We start from the raw sequence: 19,104 nt of genomic DNA, 5'->3' as shown, positions 1-19,104 counted from the left end.
TGGTTTTGTGTTTTACTGTATGTGAATATTACGTAACATCAGTTATTTAGATTCGCTTGAAAAGATATAAAAAATTTTTTAGCAAAATTAGGTAATAAGGTAAACAGGATAGGTATGAAAATTACAAAGCAAGGCAAACAAAACACGCTATTTAATATAACAAAAGGTTTTTGGCCTTTATTTTTTGTCTGTTGTTTGAGTGTCATTATTATCTATAGTAGTCAGTCACTTGCACAAACAACTAATGAAACTAATTTAAATTTGCAATCAATAGCTCAGACCTCTAGTGCTCCTATCGAAGTGCCTGTTATTGAAGCAAAAGCCTATATTTTAATGGATGCCTCCAATGGTCAAGTCTTAGCGGAATATAATGCCGATATGAAACTGGCGCCAGCAAGCTTGACCAAAATTATGACGAGTTATGTTGTAGGTCAATTTCTAGCAAAAGGCCAAATTGCTAACGAAGATATTGTCACTGTAAGTAAAAATGCGTGGGTTCAAGGAAATCCGGAACTGAAAGGTTCCTCTTTAATGTTTTTAGAGCCCAATCAACGTGTATCAGTTTTAGATCTAAATTTAGGTTTAGTGGTCCAATCTGGAAATGATGCTGCTATAGCTTTAGCTGAGCATGTCTCTGGTTCACAAGAAAAATTCATTCAGTTGATGAATGAATATAGTGTACAAATGGGACTGGTTAATACCCATTTTAAAACTGTCCACGGGTTAGATATGGATGGTCAGTTCAGTACTGCACGCGACATGGCACTTCTCTCTAAAGCGCTTATTAAAGATTTACCAGAAGAATATAAGCTTAACAGCATTAAAGAATTTACTTACGGTAAAATTAAGCAAATGAATCGCAATCGATTACTTTGGAGCGATACACTTAAAGTTGATGGACTAAAAACAGGTCATACCAGCGGTGCTGGTTATAATCTTGTCAGTTCTGCGTATGATGACACAGGAATGCGCCTTATTGCGGTTGTTTTAGGAACCGAAAGTGATAAAAAACGTTTTAGTGAATCTGAAAAACTACTCAGCTTTGGCTTTAGAGCATTTGAAACACGTACACTAGCAAAAGCAGGCACTGTTTTATCTAAGCAACCTATTTGGTATGGTGCTCAAAATGAAGTTGAGTTAGGATTAAGTGAAGATGCAGTTCTTACTTTCCCAAGAGGCCAAGCAAATCAATTAAGAGCAACACAAACCCTTTCACAGACAGTCTTAGAAGCTCCATTAAATCAAGGACAGGAAGTAGGGAAAGTTGTATTTAAGATAGGGGAAACTGTTATTGCTGAAAAACCGCTTGTGGTATTAAAGGCCGTTGAACAAGGTGGTTTTTTCAGTCGATTATGGGACTTCATTGTCTTAACCGTTTCTGGATGGTTTAGTTAATTGTTTAAACATTTGATCATTTTCTAGAATAATTTGAACCTACTAAAATGAACTGCTAAGCATTGAGTGATAAATGCCTAAAACACTTATGATGGAATACGAATGGCTCATTTTGTTAAGAATTTAAAAGACAGTTCTATGGCTAAACTTTTGCCGAAGTCAAAACACCAAGCACTATGCCCACATTGCGATCTTGTGGTTGATATGCCCTCTTTGAATGCAAATCAAAAAGCACAGTGTCCACGCTGTGAAACTACGCTAAGTACTCTGTGGAGTGAACCTTTTAAGCGAGCCTCAACCTATAGTCTTGCAGCACTTTTTATGCTGGTATTGTCTAATTTATTCTCTTTTGTTACCTTAAATGTAGCTGGTTTAAGCAGTGATATTTCGCTTGTTTCTATCTTAGATATTATGGTTGAGCAACGATATGATTTGTTAGCTTTTCTGTTTATGGTGTTTGTGCAAATTTTACCCGCATTTTGTATGTTTGCGCTCTTTTGTATCAGTAGCAGAGCCAATTTACCGAAAGCAGTGAAGATATTTTTAGTGCGCTGGTTAATTCGATTGAAACACTGGTGTATGGTTGAAATTTTTCTTGTTGGAGTCTTGGTTAGTTTTGTTAAATTAATTAGCTATGGGCAAGTAGGGGTAGGGCCAAGTTTTATCGCTTTTTGCGCGTATTGTGTTCTTCATGTGAGAGCTTTTCAATATGCTGATAAGAAATGGCTTTGGGATTTGGTTGAATCACAACCAAAAATACGGTTACTTGAGCCAGGAAAAACAGGGATTAGCCAAGGAGTCAAATCATGTGGCTGTTGTGGTGCTATATTAGAAAACGCTTCTATAGAATGTCCAAGATGTTACGCGCATAGTTTTGTCCGTAAACCGCAAAGTATCCAAATCACAATGGCGTTACTTATAGGATCTATTGTTTTATATTTACCCGCTAATTTACTGCCGATTATGAATACTTCTGCTTTTGGTAATAGTATTGATTCGACTATCATGGCAGGAGTTATTTTATTAATTAATGAAGGGGCATTGCCTATTGCGTTAATTATTTTTATTGCCAGTGTGCTAGTCCCTAGTTTAAAAATGATTGCAATTGCCTGGCTATGCTGGTGCACAAAAACTAAAAAAGTGTTAAATGGTCATCGCATGATGCAAGTTTATGAAGTTGTAGAATTTGTTGGCCGTTGGTCTATGGTGGATGTTTTTGTTATTGCTGTTTTAGTAGGTTTGGTAAGTTTTGGTAATCTTATGGCGGTATTCCCAGCAAGAGGTGTCATTTTTTTCGCCTTTGTGGTGATAGTAACTATGATAGCTTCGCAGTTTTTTGATCCTAGACTGATGTGGGATAGGCTGGAAAAAAATAAACGTGCAAAGGTGAACTAAAGCTATTTTTGTAACACAATTCAATGAATAATTTTAATCTTAATAGGGTTTATGATAAAAGACTATGACAAAACAAACTGATTCAATGTCAAAACAGGTTGAAACTAACAAAAATGCAGGTAGTGAGCATCCCCCTGTAAAAGAGCATTATAAGGACTCACTCGAAGGCTCAGAAAACAATAGTGAGGGGTTTCTGGCAGAAGTTAAAGCAGTTAAACGTTTCTGGTCTCCTGTGTGGATAGTTCCTATATTGTGTGTTTTTATAGGCCTTTGGATTATTTATGAGCATTATAGCTCTTTAGGGCCACAGGTGACTTTGACGACTTCAACGGCTGAAGGAATTGAGGCCGGTAAAACAAGAATTAAAACACGTAATGTGGATGTAGGAATCGTAGAAAGTGTTGAGCTCAGTGACGATTTTTCACAAGTGATTCTGACTGCCCGCTTATCTGATGGTAAGGAAGATTTTTTAAGGACTGACAGTGCTTTTTGGGTCGTTAGACCACAGATTGATAAAAGTGGAATCTCGGGTTTAGGTACCATTTTATCTGGTCCCTATATTGAGTTATTACCTGGGGTAAGCAAAGAAAGTAATAATACATTTGCTTTACTCGATGCGCCACCTATCGCTGCCCCAGATGCAAAAGGACTGCGTATATTTTTAGAAAGTGATGAGTATGGTCAATTAGCAGCGGGTGATCCTGTATTATTCAGAGGGTATCAAGTCGGTACTGTGGAAACAAGTGCCTTTAATCATGAAACTAAAAAAATGAAGTATCAGCTTTTTATCAATTCTCCTTTAGATAATCTGATTACTGAGAATGTAAGATTCTGGAAAGATAGTGGTGTAAATGTTGATGTTTCTGCTCAAGGGATTCGTTTTGAAATGTCATCTTTAGCCACCCTATTCAGCGGAGGCGTGAGTTTTGACGTGCCTAAGGGGTGGTCTGCTGGTCAAAAAGTTGCCAATAATACCTCGTTTCGATTATTTAATAACAGAACCAATATCTTAGAGCGTGAATTTAAAGAATTTGATCCTTACGTTATATTGGTCAGTGAATCAATTAGGGGTTTAGAACCTGGTGCTCCGGTTGAATTTAGGGGTATTCGTTTAGGAACAGTCATTGAAGCGCCTATGAATATTAACGATGAGCAAATTGTGAAGAATGATAATTTGGTGATTCCGATCTTAATTCATATTGAACCTGCACGTTTCACTGAGCTATTAGGTGAACAATTTAATGTCGTAGAGCAGTATGAAAAGGGTAATATCAAGGGATTAAGGGCTTCTCTAAAAGCAGCAAATCTATTGACTGGGGCGGTATTTATTGATTTGGATTTTTATCCAGATGATATTTTAGTGCAAGAAAAGCAAACATTTGCCAATTATCGTGTTCTACCGACAGTCAGTGGCGGAATTGCTCAAATTCAGCAAAAAGTCATGTTAACCTTGGATAAAATAAATAAACTACCTGTAGAAAATTTCATACAAGAAGCGACTGGCACACTTGAAACGAGCAAAGAAACGTTAGTGGCATTGAATGATACATTACACAGTGTTAATCAATTATTGAGTAATCAATCCACTCAAGAATTGCCTGCTGTGATGAAGACAACATTGCATGAATTAAATACCACACTTGAAGGGTTACAACCAGGCTCACAGGGTTACTCCTCTTCGGTACAAACACTACAGAGATTAGAACAAACGTTGCGAGAATTACAGCCTTTATTACAGACATTAAACCAAAAAAGTAATGCGCTCATTTTCGAAGCTCCAGCAACGGTTGATCCTGTACCAAAAGCCGCTAAGCCATAATTTCAAACGCCTCATGTGCATACGACATGAGGCCATTTACTAATAAACAGAGGAAATGTACTATGTTTAAACTCACCCGTTTTATCCAAAGTACCTTAGTATTTATTGGAGTAACATTTTTGGCTGGTTGTGGGTCATCGGCGCAAGAAGGTCCTAATTATTATCAACTTCCCTTCAATACAACTACTTCATCAGCCCAGTCAGATCAAATCGGCAGGTCTTTACCCGTTGTGTGGATAGAACCTATTATTTTATCTTCTCAATTAGCTTCAAGGAACATTGCATTTCAAACCAGTGATGTCAATTATACCTTAGCCCAAAATCATCTATGGGCAAGCGCATTAGAAGAACAACTTTCCGTAGCCTTTGAAACTGATTTAAATGCAATTTTATCTGGTTTTTTTATTACTAGACAAGGCAACTCTCAAGCTGATTATCGTGTTCAAATCAGTGTTTTGGAATTTCATCCTAGATTTGACGGTAAGGTCGTGATGTCAGGTCGATTTAATATTACTTCAAAATCAGGCAAGACAATCACTCAAGCTTTTAAGAGTGAGACATTACTTACAAAAGATGGATATGAAGAATCAGTCAGACAACTTGCCGTTTTGTGGCAAAAAGAGATTGAACTCATAGCGCAAAAAATCAGAGAAATAAACTGATATACTCTTTCTTTATAAACTGAGGTGATCATGATTATCCGTACATTCAAAGATGAAGACTTTGATAGTGTGATTACGCTATGGGAACGCTGCCATTTGAATAGTGATGAGGGGGATTTAGAGTTAGACATTGAGTTGAAATTAGCTCATGGGATCTCCCTTTTTCTAGTTGCTGAAGCTTCTGGTCAAGTCGTAGGTACTTTGTTAGGTGGCTATAATGGACAAACAGGCACAGGATCACATTTAGCAGTTCATCCTGAATTTCGGGGGCGAGGTATTGCTAATGCATTAATCACTCGACTTGAAAAAAAGTTGAGTGCTATGGGGTGCCCTAAACTCGAATTTTCTGTTAGTAGTGAAAATTATATGCTGATCCATATGTTTGAAAATTTGTCATATAATGAACGAAATATAGTAGTACTAGAAAAAACGATCCTGCACAAAGCGGAATAAATTACTTAATTAATCTATCATTTGTTTCACATCAATCAGTATTGACTTTCTTAATGCGTAGCCTAATTACTTTTTAATCAAATAAGAGTAGACTGATGCTCTTATGAATGGCTTTTCAAGACGTTTCAAAGTAACTTATCAATACAAAATATACCAAATGTTATAATGAGTTGATTTAGTGAGATAACGAATGAAGCTATAACCTTACTGAACATTCAATCTGTTTTTTCAAATTTTATGGAGAATTTATGCAAAATATTAATCCAACAAAAACAAAAGCATGGCAAGCGCTAACGACCCACTTTGCAACAATGAAATATGCTTCGCTCAACGAACTTTTTGCCAATGACTCAACTCGCTTCCAAAAATTCTCTAAAGTTTTTGGCGAAGATATCTTGATAGACTATTCTAAAAATTTGATCAATGATGAAACACTTGCCTTACTTTTACAATTAGCGCAAGAGACTGAACTCAGTACTGCAATAAATGCGATGTTTAGCGGAGAAAAAATCAATAAAACAGAAGACAGAAGTGTACTCCATGTCGCCCTAAGAAATAGAAGTAATAGACCTGTTTTAGTTGATTCCGAAGATGTAATGCCCCAAGTAAATGCCGTTTTAGCTAAAATGAAGGCGTTTACCACTCGAGTGTTATCGGGTGAGTGGCAGGGATATACAGGTAAAAGTATCACTGATGTGGTTAATATTGGTATAGGTGGATCGGATTTAGGTCCTTTAATGGTTACTGAGGCCTTAAAACCCTATAAAACTCCCCTTAGCATGCATTTTGTTTCGAATGTCGATGGCACACATATTGTTGAAGTATTAAAGCAAATTAATCCTGAAACGACACTATTTTTAGTTGCTTCAAAAACATTTACAACACAAGAAACCATGACAAATGCACATAGTGCAAGAGATTGGCTACTCTCATTTGCAAAAGAAGAGTCTGCTGTTGCTAAGCACTTTGTGGCACTTTCTACTAACAGTAGAGAAGTCAGCCGATTTGGTATTGATACTGACAATATGTTTGAATTTTGGGATTGGGTCGGAGGCCGCTATTCTCTTTGGTCTGCTATTGGCTTATCTATTGCTTTATCTATAGGTTTTGACAATTTTGAGGCACTTTTGCAAGGTGCTCATGATATGGATAATCATTTTAAAGAAACACCATTTGAAGAAAATTTACCTGTTATTTTGGCATTAATAGGAATATGGTATAATAATTTTTATGGCTGCGAAACGGAAGCTATTTTGCCTTACGATCAATATATGCATCGTTTTTCTGCTTATTTCCAGCAAGGTAATATGGAGTCGAATGGTAAATTTGTAGATAGAAATGGTGATGAAGTTGATTATCAAACTGGCCCAATTATTTGGGGGGAGCCAGGAACTAATGGCCAGCATGCATTTTATCAATTAATTCATCAAGGGACTAAAATGATCCCTTGCGATTTTATTGCTCCAGCTAATAGCCACAATCCTCTTTCAACACACCATGAAAAATTGTTGTCAAATTTCTTTGCACAGACGGAAGCATTGGCATTTGGTAAAACGAAAGAACAAGTTGAATCAGAGTTTCTTTCTCTTGGCAAACCTATTGAAGATGCTGCACATATCGTTCCATTTAAAGTATTTAAAGGAAATCGACCCACGAATTCAATATTACTAAAATCTGTTACTCCTAAGTCCCTTGGCGCATTAATCGCGCTGTACGAGCATAAGATATTTACTCAAGGAGTTATCTTAAATATTTTTTCTTTTGATCAGTGGGGTGTTGAATTAGGCAAACAATTGGCTAATAAAATTTTACCAGAACTGGCTGATGATAAAGAAGTGGTAACACATGACGTATCCACGAATGGGTTGATCAATTGTTATAAGAGTTGGAGACTTTAATAGTACTTAACTTTAATAGTACTTAACTTTAATAGTACTTAAGTTTCAGATTGAGTCAACGCGTTATAACGAAAACCCTACTCAGTTAGGGTTTTTTGTTGCATGCCTGTCAAAACTAGCAAGCCCATCTTCTTGAAAAAAACTAGGACACATCCTGACTAATAGACAGTATTTGAATTAGTGATATATGCTTATATGCTTCACAATTTAGATAATTATTAAGCATGTTATGCGCCAGTTCTGGGAGTTTATTTTTAGGCTCAACATAAGTTAAAGACAGGTGCTTAATGTATTAATCGCTTATCTACATTGACTTTAAGGCCTTTATTCTTTATACACCTAAGATAAAATACATGGGTAAGCCACATAGGTAAGTCACCTTAGATAGACCTAAAACTTCTCAGTATTTAAAATATCTAGCCCCACAAGAAATAGCCTTAGTGATTAATTCTAATAATTTATGTGCATTGAAGTTTCAGTGAATTGTACTTTCCCGAAATCAACACATTGAATTTTTTTGAAAGCACTAGCAATGCAGTACTTTCAGCTGATACTTTTTTTCCATTTTTAAAATGCCCTGTAGCATTTTATTTTTTCTTTTCTTTTTGTGTTGTAAAAACAGCTGTATGTACACAGCTGTTTTTCTTATCAGAATCCTCAATAAACTCTCTTTTCCAAGACTTTAATTGATGTTCAAAAATACCTTTCATACGACACCACTGACTGAGTTCTTCGCCAGAGAAAGCATGTGATTCTGCGATAGCTAATAATTTTTATTGAGCTGATCCAATTTACTATCAGAAGAGAGTTGATTTAATTGTTCTCTATGATTTCTAAGCCAAGCATCTAAGGAGCTCTTTGTTATGTTGAGTTCTCAGGATACCTCTTGCAGATAAGGATCTCCTTGGTTATTAGCGAATTTAACGGCATTCATTTAAACTTCACCTGAAAATTTTGGTTAGTCAGATTTGTAAACATCCATTTATTTAATGGTGGTTTACTATAAAATTATTAACAATTATCCTAATTGATAGAGGGATTATGGCTTAGATGAATGCTGATGTAACGCTGAAATTTTTGCGGTTTTATTTTGTCCAAATCAATGAGAACGAGACCATCAATACTGTCGCAAAAAGATGCATCTATACCAAAATCTAGGAATTTTGCCCCTCCAGACTCGCACAATTCAGTATATTGCTTATACAAAGTTGGTACAGAACAGTTCATATTTGCAAGTAAACTTTTTAAAGTTACAAAATCATTTGTATAATCATCGCCAGAAAAATAACTCAAAATTTCCGGCTGACTTTCAGGATAAGGGGCTCTTGATTTAGCTAATTCTATTGTATGCTGAAAGTAAAGGCGATAAAAAGCCACTAATAAATCTTTTGCTTTAGTTGGCATAGCACCCGAAATGGTCACCGGCCCTAATAAATATTTGTGCTCAGGATAAGCAGCTAAAAAGGCTCCTATTCCTTGCCATAGGTAATCTAAGCCACGTAATCCCCAATATTTAGGTTGAATGAAGCTTCTGCCAAGTTCCACACCTTTTTCAAAATATTCGTTCATTTGTGTATTATAAATAAAGAGCGAGTGGGTATATAAAGACTCAATCCCCTTTTGTTTGACAATCTCATTGGTTGGTATTAAGCGGTAGGCGCCAACAATTTCTAATTCTTCAGGATCCCATAACATTAATTGATAATAGTAATCATCATAAATGTCTACATCTCGGCGTAATCCAGTCCCTTCACCAACAGCTCTAAAGGCAATCTCTCTTAAGCGCCCAAGCTCACGTAATAAAATACTATTTGATTCATCTTCTCGTCGATAAAGATAAATGGATTTTCCATCAGGTGTTTTCCCCAAAGATTGCTGGGCTTCAATATGTTTTTTAAGCATCTTTCGCTCTTCAGGTGCGGCAATGGGTGAACGGGTTGCAAATAGTAATGCTCTGCCTGAAGCTAGCCTATAAACATGTTTGCGGAACCGTCTGGCTAAATCAGACAGCGGCATACCTTGATCTGTAAAATTCTCTAAAGGGATCATTTGCCCAATTTTAACCGTAATGGTTTTACCCCTTTGCTTAAACATTTCTCTAACTAACATTAATGTTGATAAGGGACGATATAGCCAGGAAACAGTATAAAAAAGGAAACTATTTTTCGCTTGGACATGAATTGGAATGATGGGAGCTCGGTATTTGATGGCTAACTTAATAAATCCAGTTTGCCAGCGAGGATCTCTTACTCCTTTGGGTTTAACTCGAGATACTTCACCTGACGGAAAGATAAGTAAACAACCTTTATTTTTGAGTTGTTGGTGCATAGCCTCTATTTGTTTGCGCTGAGTTGATTGATTGATATTATCCACACCGATAAATAAACTGCTTATAGGTTTTAAATAAGAAAGAAATTGATTAGCAACCACTTTAATATCTGGTCGTACTTTTGATATGAGTTTTAATAACAGAAGGCCATCTAAAGAACCAATCGGATGATTAGACACAATAATGATAGGGCCTTCTACAGGAATATTTTCTAAATCATCAGCAACATATTGGCTGCTGACATCAAAATAATCAAGTATTTGTTCTACACATTCGATTCCTCTTAAATGTGGATACTTGGCAGAAAATTCGTGGAAGTCTTTTTCTCTTACAAGTTTTCTTAATATACTTTTCTTTATTTTGCCTGTAAATGAGTTATCAAAATGACTTGGTAAAATTTCATCTAAATTGAACATCTAATGGTTCCTTTATTAAAACTACATCTTTATTTAATTATTTATGGTTGTTGTGTGTACATCAGGGTAATAACAGATCTTAGTCAATCAATGGTTAGAAAGATGGTAAGGATAATTTTAAGGCTTAAGGTTTGATATGTAAGAGGTACGCTTTAACAATTTTTCGTTTTGTACTCAAACCAGATATTTCTCCCTCGAAAAACAATAAATTTTTAAATCCAGCAATGGAAGCTTAAATCCTTAATAGGATTGTTTATAAAAATCACCTTGATTATAACAATACTTTCCTATGAATTGAACGCAATAATTACAAATAATTAATTTTTGTTTACTGAACACTTAATCCTAATGTAATGAATTTATAAATTTTGTGATATTGAGGGCTTAGCTCTTTTTTCAGCTGATAAATAAAAGTGCAAAATGCCCCCTAATAATATGCTAGAAATGCACTATTAATTTTCATTACGATAGATCAGATAGTCGCCTGTTTATTTGTTTATTTGTTTATTTAATAGAGGGAGATAAATCAGTTGTTGATGTGGGTGAAATAAATAAGATGCTAATGGCTAGCAATAATGCTAGCCATTATTGAAAGGTTTACTGCTTTTTCTCTTCTTCTTCCTTAGAATTTTCTAAATGTTCTAATGCAAGACCAGTGATTATGGATAAACAGCAGGCTAATAACGTACCTAAAATCCATGCAAAATACCACATAGTGTTCTCCTTAATGTATGGTCTAGATTCAAACCTAGACCATAATAATTAATATAGACGATGTTTATTATCTTCAATAAAGCGATCATTTAAACGGCCGAACATTTTGTAATAGCACCATGCAGTATAGCTAAGCACAATCGGCACAAAAATAATAGCAACAATAGTCATGATTTGTAAGGTCATTTGGCTAGACGTTGCATCCCACATTGTTAAACTGAATTCAGGATTTACAGTTGAAGGCATAATGAATGGGAACATTGCAATACCAAAAGTCATGATCACACCCGCTTGCGTTAATGAAGAAAAAATGAATGACCAAGCACAACGACCTAACTTTGAAAATAGAATAACAAGCAAAGGAGAGATAGCTCCTAAGGCTGGAAAAATCCATAAAGTAGGATATTTCTTATAGTTATTCATCCACGCACCAGTTTCAGTAGCCACTTCTTTACCAAAAATTACAGAATCTGCCGAGGTATCAATAGCTGATTTCAAAATAAAGCCATCAATTCCATAGGTTATCCAAATACCACCAACTACAAAAGCGATAGAGGTAATCAACGCAGTTACGATTGATGCTTTACGCGCTCTTAGATGTAATTCATCCACGGTACGCATCTGTAAGTAGGTTGCACCTTGCATTGATATCATCATGAGACTGACCACGCCTGCAAGTATAGCAAAAGGATTGAGCAAGCCAAAGAAGTTACCGTCGTAAAATATATTTACGTCGGCATCAAAATTAGTCGGTACACCTTGCAAAAGATTACCAAATGCAACCCCAAAGACTAATGCTGGCACAAAACTTCCTGTGAATATCCCTAAATCCCACCATCCTCTCCAGCGTGGATTTTCCAGTTTTGATCTGTAATCAAATCCAATAGGACGAAAGAATAGGGCACTTAATACCAATATCATTGCCACATAAAAACCCGAAAATGCAGTAGCATAGACCATTGGCCAAGCGGCAAATATTGCTCCACCCGCCGTGATAAGCCAAACTTGGTTACCATCCCAATGTGGGGCAATACTATTAATCATCACGCGACGTTGTGTATCTGTTTTACCAATAATAGGGACGAGTATGCCAACGCCCATATCAAAGCCATCAGTGATAGCAAACCCAATCAGTAAGACACCAATCAGTAGCCACCAGACAAACCGAAGTACTTCATAATCAAACATAATTAGACTCCTTGATCTGCATTTGCTAAATTAGAAACAGTGCTTTGTTCAAAATGGTAGCGACCAGTTTTTAGAGAGCTAGGCCCAATGCGAATATATTTTCTCATTAAGTAGATTTCTATTACAAGAAATACAGTATACAAAGCCAGAATGAGTCCCATAGAGAAAATCATGTCCCCTACGGTAAGATTTGAAGCAGCAATATGTGTTGGAAGGATTTCACCAACAGCCCACGGCTGACGACCATATTCCGCAACAAACCAACCCGTTTCAACAGCTATCCAAGGCAATGGTAAACTCCATAAAGCCCAGTGATGAACCCAGCGTTTTTTACCGATTTGATTTGAAAATGTGGTATACACACATGTAATAAATAAAAATAACATCAATATACCGCTCAACACCATGATCCTAAATGAAAAGTAAAGAGGTAATACACGAGGGATTGAGTCTTCTGTAGCTTGAGCAATTTGTTCTTCAGAAGAACCGACAATTTCATTGTTGTAACGTTTTAGAAGTAGACCATAGCCTAAATCATTTTTGGTTCTTTCAAATTCAGCCATAACTGTAGGATCTTGGCTGCCCGCGCGAAGTTTAGTTAAAGCATCATACGCGATAATCCCATTTCGTATTCTGCCTTCATGTAAAATTTTAAGGTCGTTAATCCCTAAAACTTCCCCATCTAGAGAACGAGTAGCAATTATTCCAAGTGCCCAAGGAATCTTAATCGCAAAGTGATTAGTCATGTTTTCTTGATCAGGGATGGCAAATAGGGTGAAAGCAGCTGGAGCTGGTTGAGTTTCCCATTCCGCTTCAATAGCGGCAAGCTTAGTTTTTTGCACATCGCCGAGCTCATATCCTGATTCATCACCTAATACGATGACAGATAGGATAGCAGCAAGTCCAAAGGTAGAAGCCATGGCAAAAGATCGTTTAGCAAATGCAAAGTCTCTGCCTTTAAGAATAAAATAAGAACTAATGGCTACAACAAAAATTGCTCCCGTTGTATAACCCGCAGCGACAGTATGTACAAATTTGACTTGTGCGACAGGATTAAATAGCAATTCACTAAAGCTACTCATCTCCATACGATAAGTGAGGTAGTTGAATTCAGAACCAACAGGATGCTGCATCCAGCCATTGGCTATCAGTATCCAGAGGGCTGAAAGATTTGAGCCGAGTGCAACAAGCCAAGTTACGGTTAAATGTTGTAATTTAGATAGCCTATCCCAGCCAAATATAAATAAACCCACAAAAGTCGATTCTAAAAAGAACGCCATTAAGCCTTCAATAGCTAGAGGAGCACCAAAGATATCTCCTACATAGTGAGAATAGCGTGACCAGTTGGTACCAAATTGGAATTCCATTGTCAGTCCAGTGGTAACCCCGAGGGCGAAGTTGATCATAAAGAGCTTACCCCAAAAGCGAGTCATATCTTTATAGATTTGTTTGCCTGTAAGGACGTACGTTGTTTCCATTATAGCCAATAAGAAGCTTAACCCTAAAGTCAATGGCACAAATAAGAAGTGGTACATCGCTGTTAACGCAAACTGTAATCGAGAGAGTTCTACAACGTCGATCATTTTACCTCCAGCGTCAGTAAGAAAAGGATTGATTTTTAAAAACAATTATTCAGGTTAGAATAAAATAGAGAACATAATCATCAGTTATGTATATTTGCAATGTAATTGTAAGATAATCAGAGTAAAACAAAAGCGATATTCGATTAAAGGCTTTTTTTTTACCAATTTGAGATTAAATCACTACAAAAACAACATATTCTCTTAACATTATAATTAACAATTTGATTCAATAATTTAACATTTGGAGAGAGCTTGATTTAGATCAAATTAAAATGTATTTAAATGAATTAGTTAAGTGATATAAAGTTGAGAAAAAATGATGAAAGGCGGGTAGAGATATAAGCAATTGAGTTACTATTGCTTATATCTCTAATAAATGCATAGTTTTGCTTTGGCATTTAACATATTATTGATGTGGCTCGTAGTCCATCAATAACTGTCGGGTGGTTGAAACTAAATCCAGAGGCTTGAAGTTTTGCACTAGACACATTTTGGCCACCAACAAATACATCTGCCATTTCTCCTAACATGGAAGTCAGCACCAATTTTGGCATAGGAAAAAATGAGGGGCGTTTGATATATTTTCCTAATGTTGATGCAAAGTTTTGTTGTGAGATAGTCTCAGGTGCAACCAAATTATATGTCCCGTTTACGGTTGAATTCGTCATAGCAAAAGCAAAAGCTCTGCTTACATCCTCTCTATGCACCCAACTGAGAATTTGTTTTCCATCGCCTAATTTTCCACCAACACCAAAATAGAAAGGAAGTGCTAATTTAGGTAACGCCCCTCCTTGACCAAACACAACCCCTAATCGAAAAGTCACAAGCCTAGTGTTGTCATCGGATAAAAGTTGAGCCTTTTCTTCCCATATTTGGCAAAGTTCAGCCATAAATCCTTGGCCTGTTAAACTTTCTTCTGTCAGAATTTCATCGCCATCTCTGACACCATAAAAGCCAATTGCAGATGCCTGAATAACAAGTTGTGGTTTTTGGGGACACTGCTTAAACCAACTTACCAATTGTGTCGTAATGTTCAGTCGACTTTCAATGAGTTTATTTTTTTGCTTTTGTGACCAAGGCAAACCAACAATTTGTTTTCCTGCCAGATTAATAACACAATCCACATCAGGCAATGAAGCTAATTCATTCAATTGACTAATCACCGAAATATTAGGGCCTAAAAGAGTCTTGGCTTTTTCAGGGAAGCGAGTTAAGAGGGTAACTTTATGATGAGCTGCCAATAACTGAGAGGTGATTAAAGATCCTATAAAACCGGTACCCCCTGTTAGTAGTACATGTTGAGGCGTGAGATTGTTAAATGGGTTATCCATTAAAGAAAGCGTAATAGGTGCATTTCGGGTTAAGCCTTTGAGTAATCCAGTCATACAGTAAACTCCATTAAAAATCCATCAAAGCATACACAATAGCACAATAAAAAGCGAGTTACATATAAAATGCTACTGTTTCACATCATTAATATGCTCTTCATTGGCTAAAAAGTGGTAAACAGCTACCTGCCCACGAATATTTAGTTCTGAGGGATCAGTATCCTTATCAGAAGAGCGTTTCGTAGTTGGTTTTGTTTCTTTTCGGAGTTCATGCACATATTGATTATCTAATGCTTTATTTAATACCCTAGCTTTAGTTGTATCACTAAATAATAAATTAATGATCATGAGCACTCTATTTTTAATATGTTCATCGAGAATTGGGACAGCAACTTCAATTCTATTGTCAATATTGCGTGTCATCCAGTCGGCTGATGATAGATATATTTTTTTATCGCCACCATTTTCGAAAATATAGACTCTATCATGCTCTAGGAACCTATCAACAATACTTATTGCTCTGATGTTATCACTGACACCTTTTATTCCAGGGATAAGTGAGCACATACCACGAATAAGTAAATCTACCTTGACTCCTGCTTTTGAGGCTTGGTAGAGTTTGTCAGTCAGATCGTTGTCTACCAAATTATTAATTTTAAGTGTTATTTTTGCATTTAAGCCAAGTTGTGCATTTTTTATTTCATTATCTATTAGCTGATGCAAGCGTTTTCGGCTATTTTGTGGCGAGACTAATAAGTGTTTAAATGTCACAGGTTTAAAAGGATTTTGAATGAAATTGAATACGCTCCTCACTTCATTCGTGATGTCAGGATTAGCGGTCAGTAAGGCGTAATCGGTATAAATCTTTGCTGTTTTTTCATTGAAATTACCCGTTCCGATATGGGCATAACGAACAATTTCATTACCTTCCTTTCGACTAATTAGAAAGAGTTTGGCATGGATCTTTAACCCGGGCACAGAAAAAAGTACGTGTATGCCTGCCTGAGTCAGTTTTTTGGCCCAGCTGATATTAGCTGCTTCATCAAATCTAGCCTGTAATTCCACAACAACAGTGACTTTTTTTCCATTATATGCAGCATGAATTATGGTATTCAATATTTGAGAGTCTTTGGCAACTCTATAAATATTGATTTTAATTGATAACACATCAGGATCAAATGCGGCTTGGTGCAATAATTTTAATACATGATCGAATGTGTAATAGGGATAGTAAAGGAGAATATCTCTATTTTTGATGGCTAAAAATTTGTTACGAAATAGTGAAAAGTTTTTATTTGATAGTGTAGGCAACGGGGTGTTTTGCAAAAGAGGCTTATTCATTTGTGGAAAATTAATAAAATCTCTAAAATTGTGATATCGACCTCCTGGTACTACAGAATCATAATTTGACAGTTCGAGTTTTTTCATCAAAAGCTCAACCATCGCATGCGGCATTTCCCGTTGATAGGTAAATCTGACTGGCTCTGCGGTTAGGCGTTGCTTGAGGCTTGAAGACATTATTTCTAATAAACTTGACTCCACCTCGGTAACTAAATCGTATTCAGCATCGCGTGTCATTTTCATTGAGTAAGCGTGGGCTTCTTCAAAATCAAAAAAAGGTCTGAAAATATCTTCTAGGCATAATCTAAGTACATTGTCTGCTAGAATCATTGTTTTTCGACGACTTAATGCCTCTGGCGGAAGTTTTATAAACCTTGGCACTTTATCTGTTGGAATTTCTAACAGTGCATATTGAATTGTGCTTTCATGAATAATTTCTACAGCAAGATATGTATATTCATCCTTTAAAAAGTCAATTAACCGTGTATCTTGATTAATTAAAATAGGAATGACGTGTTGTTTTATTTCTTTGTTGAAATATTCTCTTACCCACTGGGTTTGCGTTTCACCTAATTGATGTTCATTGACGAGAAATATATGGTGGCGAGCGAGCTCTATTAACAGGGTAGAATAGATTTGGTCAAATTGTTCATCACTTTTAAAAGATTTTGCTTGAATTTTTTTTAGTAGGTGCCTAAGTGTTTTGCCTGTTCCTTGTGATTCCGCAATGACTACACGTCTTTTAAGATCGGAAAAACGAACTTTGTAGAATTCATCTAAGTTATTGGCATAAATCCCTAAAAAACGCATCCTTTCAATAATAGGATTGCGTTTATCAGCTGCTTCTTGGAGCACTCTTTCATTAAATGCAAGCCAACTCAGCTCTTTTTCTATATATAATTTTTCTTGCCTCATGATCTTTCCAATTCAGTTCAATATGACATCTGAGTATAAATGTTCGAAATGAGTGGACATTCATACTCTTATAAAACAATTGATTGAGATAAAGATACTCTATAACACTTATAAATGACAAATTTATTATACTAAAGTGATTACTCTTATAAAATTATTGTCTTAGAGTATTCTCGCCTCGGCCTATCCACTTATAAGTGGTAAGTGCCTCAAGCCCCATAGGACCTCGGGCGTGCAGTTTTTGGGTGCTTACAGCTACTTCAGCCCCTAAGCCAAACTGTGCGCCATCAGTAAATCGAGTGCTGGCGTTCACGTAAACTGCAGCAGAATCAACTGAGTCAACAAATAAGTCAGCTAATTGCATACTCTGAGTTAAAATAGCGTCAGAGTGAGCAGTTCCATATTCTCTGATATGTTTAATGGCTGTTTGCATGTTATTAACCATTTTTATATTAAGCGCCAAACTAAGAGATTCTTCACTATAATGAACATCATTGGCTTCTTGAATTTTATCAAACCTGTTGGTTTTATTTAAAACTTGCATTGAGTTAGGGCAGACACGAAAAGAAACCCCTTTATTCAATAAATCATCATATAACAAAGGAATGAATGCTTCAGCAATCTCTGCATCGATTAATAGCGTTTCTAGGCTATTACACGCACTTGGCCTTTGGCATTTGGCATTTTCAATTAATGCTATAGCTTGAGCAATTTTTTCTGTATCAAATGTTCCATTGAAAATATAAGAACTTTCCAAGTAAATATGGCATACACCAATTCCACCTGTGATAACTGGTATAAAAGAGTTCTCCTTGCAGAGTTTATGCAAAGCAGCTCCTCCCCTTGGGATTAGCATATCGATATATTTATCTTGTTTTAGCAACTCATTAACCCATGCTCTATCTGGATCTGTAATAGCCTGTACACAAGTTCTAGGTAAATTAAATTCTTCTAAAGTATCTTGGATAACACTGACCAAAAGCTTGTTAGTATGCTGGGTCTCTTTGCCACCACGTAAAATCACAGCATTGCTTGTTTTAAGACAAAGACTAGCAACATCTATTGTAACATTCGGCCTAGCTTCATAAATCACCGCGACAACGCCTAAAGGAACTACACGTCTCTCAAGACGTAAGCCATTGGTTAAATTTTTCCCTTCTAATGTGTTGCCAATAGGTGTTGGTAAGGATGCAACATGCCTGAGTTCATCGATGATTTGTTTTAAGGTATTGTTATCTAAAACTAAACGGGCAATTAATGAAGGGGGAAGATTGGCTTGTTCTGCAGCAAGTAAGTCCTGCTTATTGGCCGCGATTAGAAGATCTTTCTGTGCCAATAATGCTTCTGCTAATCGCAAAAGTAGTTGATTTTTTTCATCAGCTGAACATTTGACAAGATCCCATGTTGCATGTTTAGCAGCTCTCGCTATCTCTTGCATTTCAATGGCTATTTCTTTTTGATTCTCGATTTTCATTTGCGCACAGTGCCTTTAAATAACTAAAAAAGAACTAAAATTTATCCATAATTATTCAGTACATTTAGAATTGATTTATACTATTTACCGATACATCATAGCAACAAGACCTTCACAATTAAACCTTATTTGTAAAAAATTAAGGTGATATTATCTAAGAGCCTAAATTCTAAAAATAGGGTATAGTTGTTAAT

At 36.2% G+C, this 19,104-nt stretch carries 14 protein-coding genes; 6 read left to right on the top strand and 8 right to left on the bottom strand.

Features of this window, described 5'->3' with window-relative positions:
* Positions 1 to 114 precede the first annotated feature (114 nt).
* The 6 genes from ACFFIT_RS01640 to pgi all read left to right on the top strand — a co-directional run bounded on the left by ACFFIT_RS01640 (position 115) and on the right by pgi (position 7,622).
* Positions 115 to 1,395, top strand: coding sequence for a serine hydrolase (locus ACFFIT_RS01640; protein ID WP_385875780.1), 1,281 nt, complete (start codon positions 115 to 117; stop codon positions 1,393 to 1,395).
* A 138-nt stretch (positions 1,396 to 1,533) separates the two neighbouring features.
* Positions 1,534 to 2,790 carry a membrane integrity-associated transporter subunit PqiA gene (pqiA, locus tag ACFFIT_RS01635; RefSeq protein WP_385875906.1) on the top strand — a complete coding sequence of 419 codons (1,257 nt, stop codon included), beginning with the start codon at positions 1,534 to 1,536 and terminating at the stop codon, positions 2,788 to 2,790.
* Between the two features lie 64 nt (positions 2,791 to 2,854).
* Entirely contained in the window at positions 2,855 to 4,609 is a 1,755-nt protein-coding gene (gene pqiB / locus ACFFIT_RS01630; RefSeq protein WP_385875778.1) for an intermembrane transport protein PqiB, read from the top strand.
* Positions 4,610 to 4,671: 62 nt separating this feature from the next.
* Positions 4,672 to 5,271 carry a PqiC family protein gene (locus tag ACFFIT_RS01625; RefSeq protein WP_385875776.1) on the top strand — a complete coding sequence of 200 codons (600 nt, stop codon included), beginning with the start codon at positions 4,672 to 4,674 and terminating at the stop codon, positions 5,269 to 5,271.
* 30 nt (positions 5,272 to 5,301) lie between these two features.
* Positions 5,302 to 5,724 (top strand): GNAT family acetyltransferase, encoded by a 423-nt coding sequence (locus ACFFIT_RS01620; protein WP_385875774.1) that lies wholly within the window; start codon positions 5,302 to 5,304, stop codon positions 5,722 to 5,724.
* 248 nt (positions 5,725 to 5,972) lie between these two features.
* Positions 5,973 to 7,622: a glucose-6-phosphate isomerase gene (pgi, locus tag ACFFIT_RS01615; RefSeq protein WP_385875772.1), complete on the top strand. Its 1,650-nt coding sequence runs from the start codon at positions 5,973 to 5,975 to the stop codon at positions 7,620 to 7,622.
* A 587-nt stretch (positions 7,623 to 8,209) separates the two neighbouring features.
* On the opposite strand, the gene ACFFIT_RS01610 is transcribed toward pgi, so the two are convergent.
* From ACFFIT_RS01610 to ACFFIT_RS01575, 8 genes are all read right to left on the bottom strand, one after another.
* A complete protein-coding gene (locus ACFFIT_RS01610) occupies positions 8,210 to 8,332 on the bottom strand; it encodes a hypothetical protein (protein WP_385875770.1) in 123 nt (40 codons plus the stop codon).
* 313 nt (positions 8,333 to 8,645) lie between these two features.
* Positions 8,646 to 10,367 (bottom strand): bifunctional ornithine lipid synthase OlsF, encoded by a 1,722-nt coding sequence (olsF, locus tag ACFFIT_RS01605; protein ID WP_385875768.1) that lies wholly within the window; start codon positions 10,365 to 10,367, stop codon positions 8,646 to 8,648.
* A 597-nt stretch (positions 10,368 to 10,964) separates the two neighbouring features.
* Positions 10,965 to 11,081: a cytochrome bd-I oxidase subunit CydX gene (gene cydX, locus ACFFIT_RS01600; protein WP_385875766.1), complete on the bottom strand. Its 117-nt coding sequence runs from the start codon at positions 11,079 to 11,081 to the stop codon at positions 10,965 to 10,967.
* 48 nt (positions 11,082 to 11,129) lie between these two features.
* Positions 11,130 to 12,269 carry a cytochrome d ubiquinol oxidase subunit II gene (gene cydB / locus ACFFIT_RS01595; RefSeq protein ID WP_385875765.1) on the bottom strand — a complete coding sequence of 380 codons (1,140 nt, stop codon included), beginning with the start codon at positions 12,267 to 12,269 and terminating at the stop codon, positions 11,130 to 11,132.
* A 2-nt stretch (positions 12,270 to 12,271) separates the two neighbouring features.
* Positions 12,272 to 13,852 (bottom strand): cytochrome ubiquinol oxidase subunit I, encoded by a 1,581-nt coding sequence (locus tag ACFFIT_RS01590; RefSeq protein ID WP_385875763.1) that lies wholly within the window; start codon positions 13,850 to 13,852, stop codon positions 12,272 to 12,274.
* Positions 13,853 to 14,250: 398 nt separating this feature from the next.
* Positions 14,251 to 15,237, bottom strand: a complete 987-nt coding sequence (locus ACFFIT_RS01585) for a TIGR01777 family oxidoreductase (protein WP_385875761.1) — start codon at positions 15,235 to 15,237, stop codon at positions 14,251 to 14,253.
* Between the two features lie 72 nt (positions 15,238 to 15,309).
* Positions 15,310 to 17,436 (bottom strand): polyphosphate kinase 1, encoded by a 2,127-nt coding sequence (ppk1, locus tag ACFFIT_RS01580; protein WP_385875759.1) that lies wholly within the window; start codon positions 17,434 to 17,436, stop codon positions 15,310 to 15,312.
* 154 nt (positions 17,437 to 17,590) lie between these two features.
* A complete protein-coding gene (locus ACFFIT_RS01575) occupies positions 17,591 to 18,910 on the bottom strand; it encodes a glutamate-5-semialdehyde dehydrogenase (protein WP_385875757.1) in 1,320 nt (439 codons plus the stop codon).
* Positions 18,911 to 19,104 lie beyond the last annotated feature (194 nt).

Source organism: Thorsellia kenyensis, assembly GCF_042432445.1.
Classification (GTDB): domain Bacteria; phylum Pseudomonadota; class Gammaproteobacteria; order Enterobacterales; family Thorselliaceae; genus Thorsellia; species Thorsellia kenyensis.
Note: the sequence above shows the minus strand (reverse complement) of the source record. Positions and strands in the feature narration are given on the sequence as shown.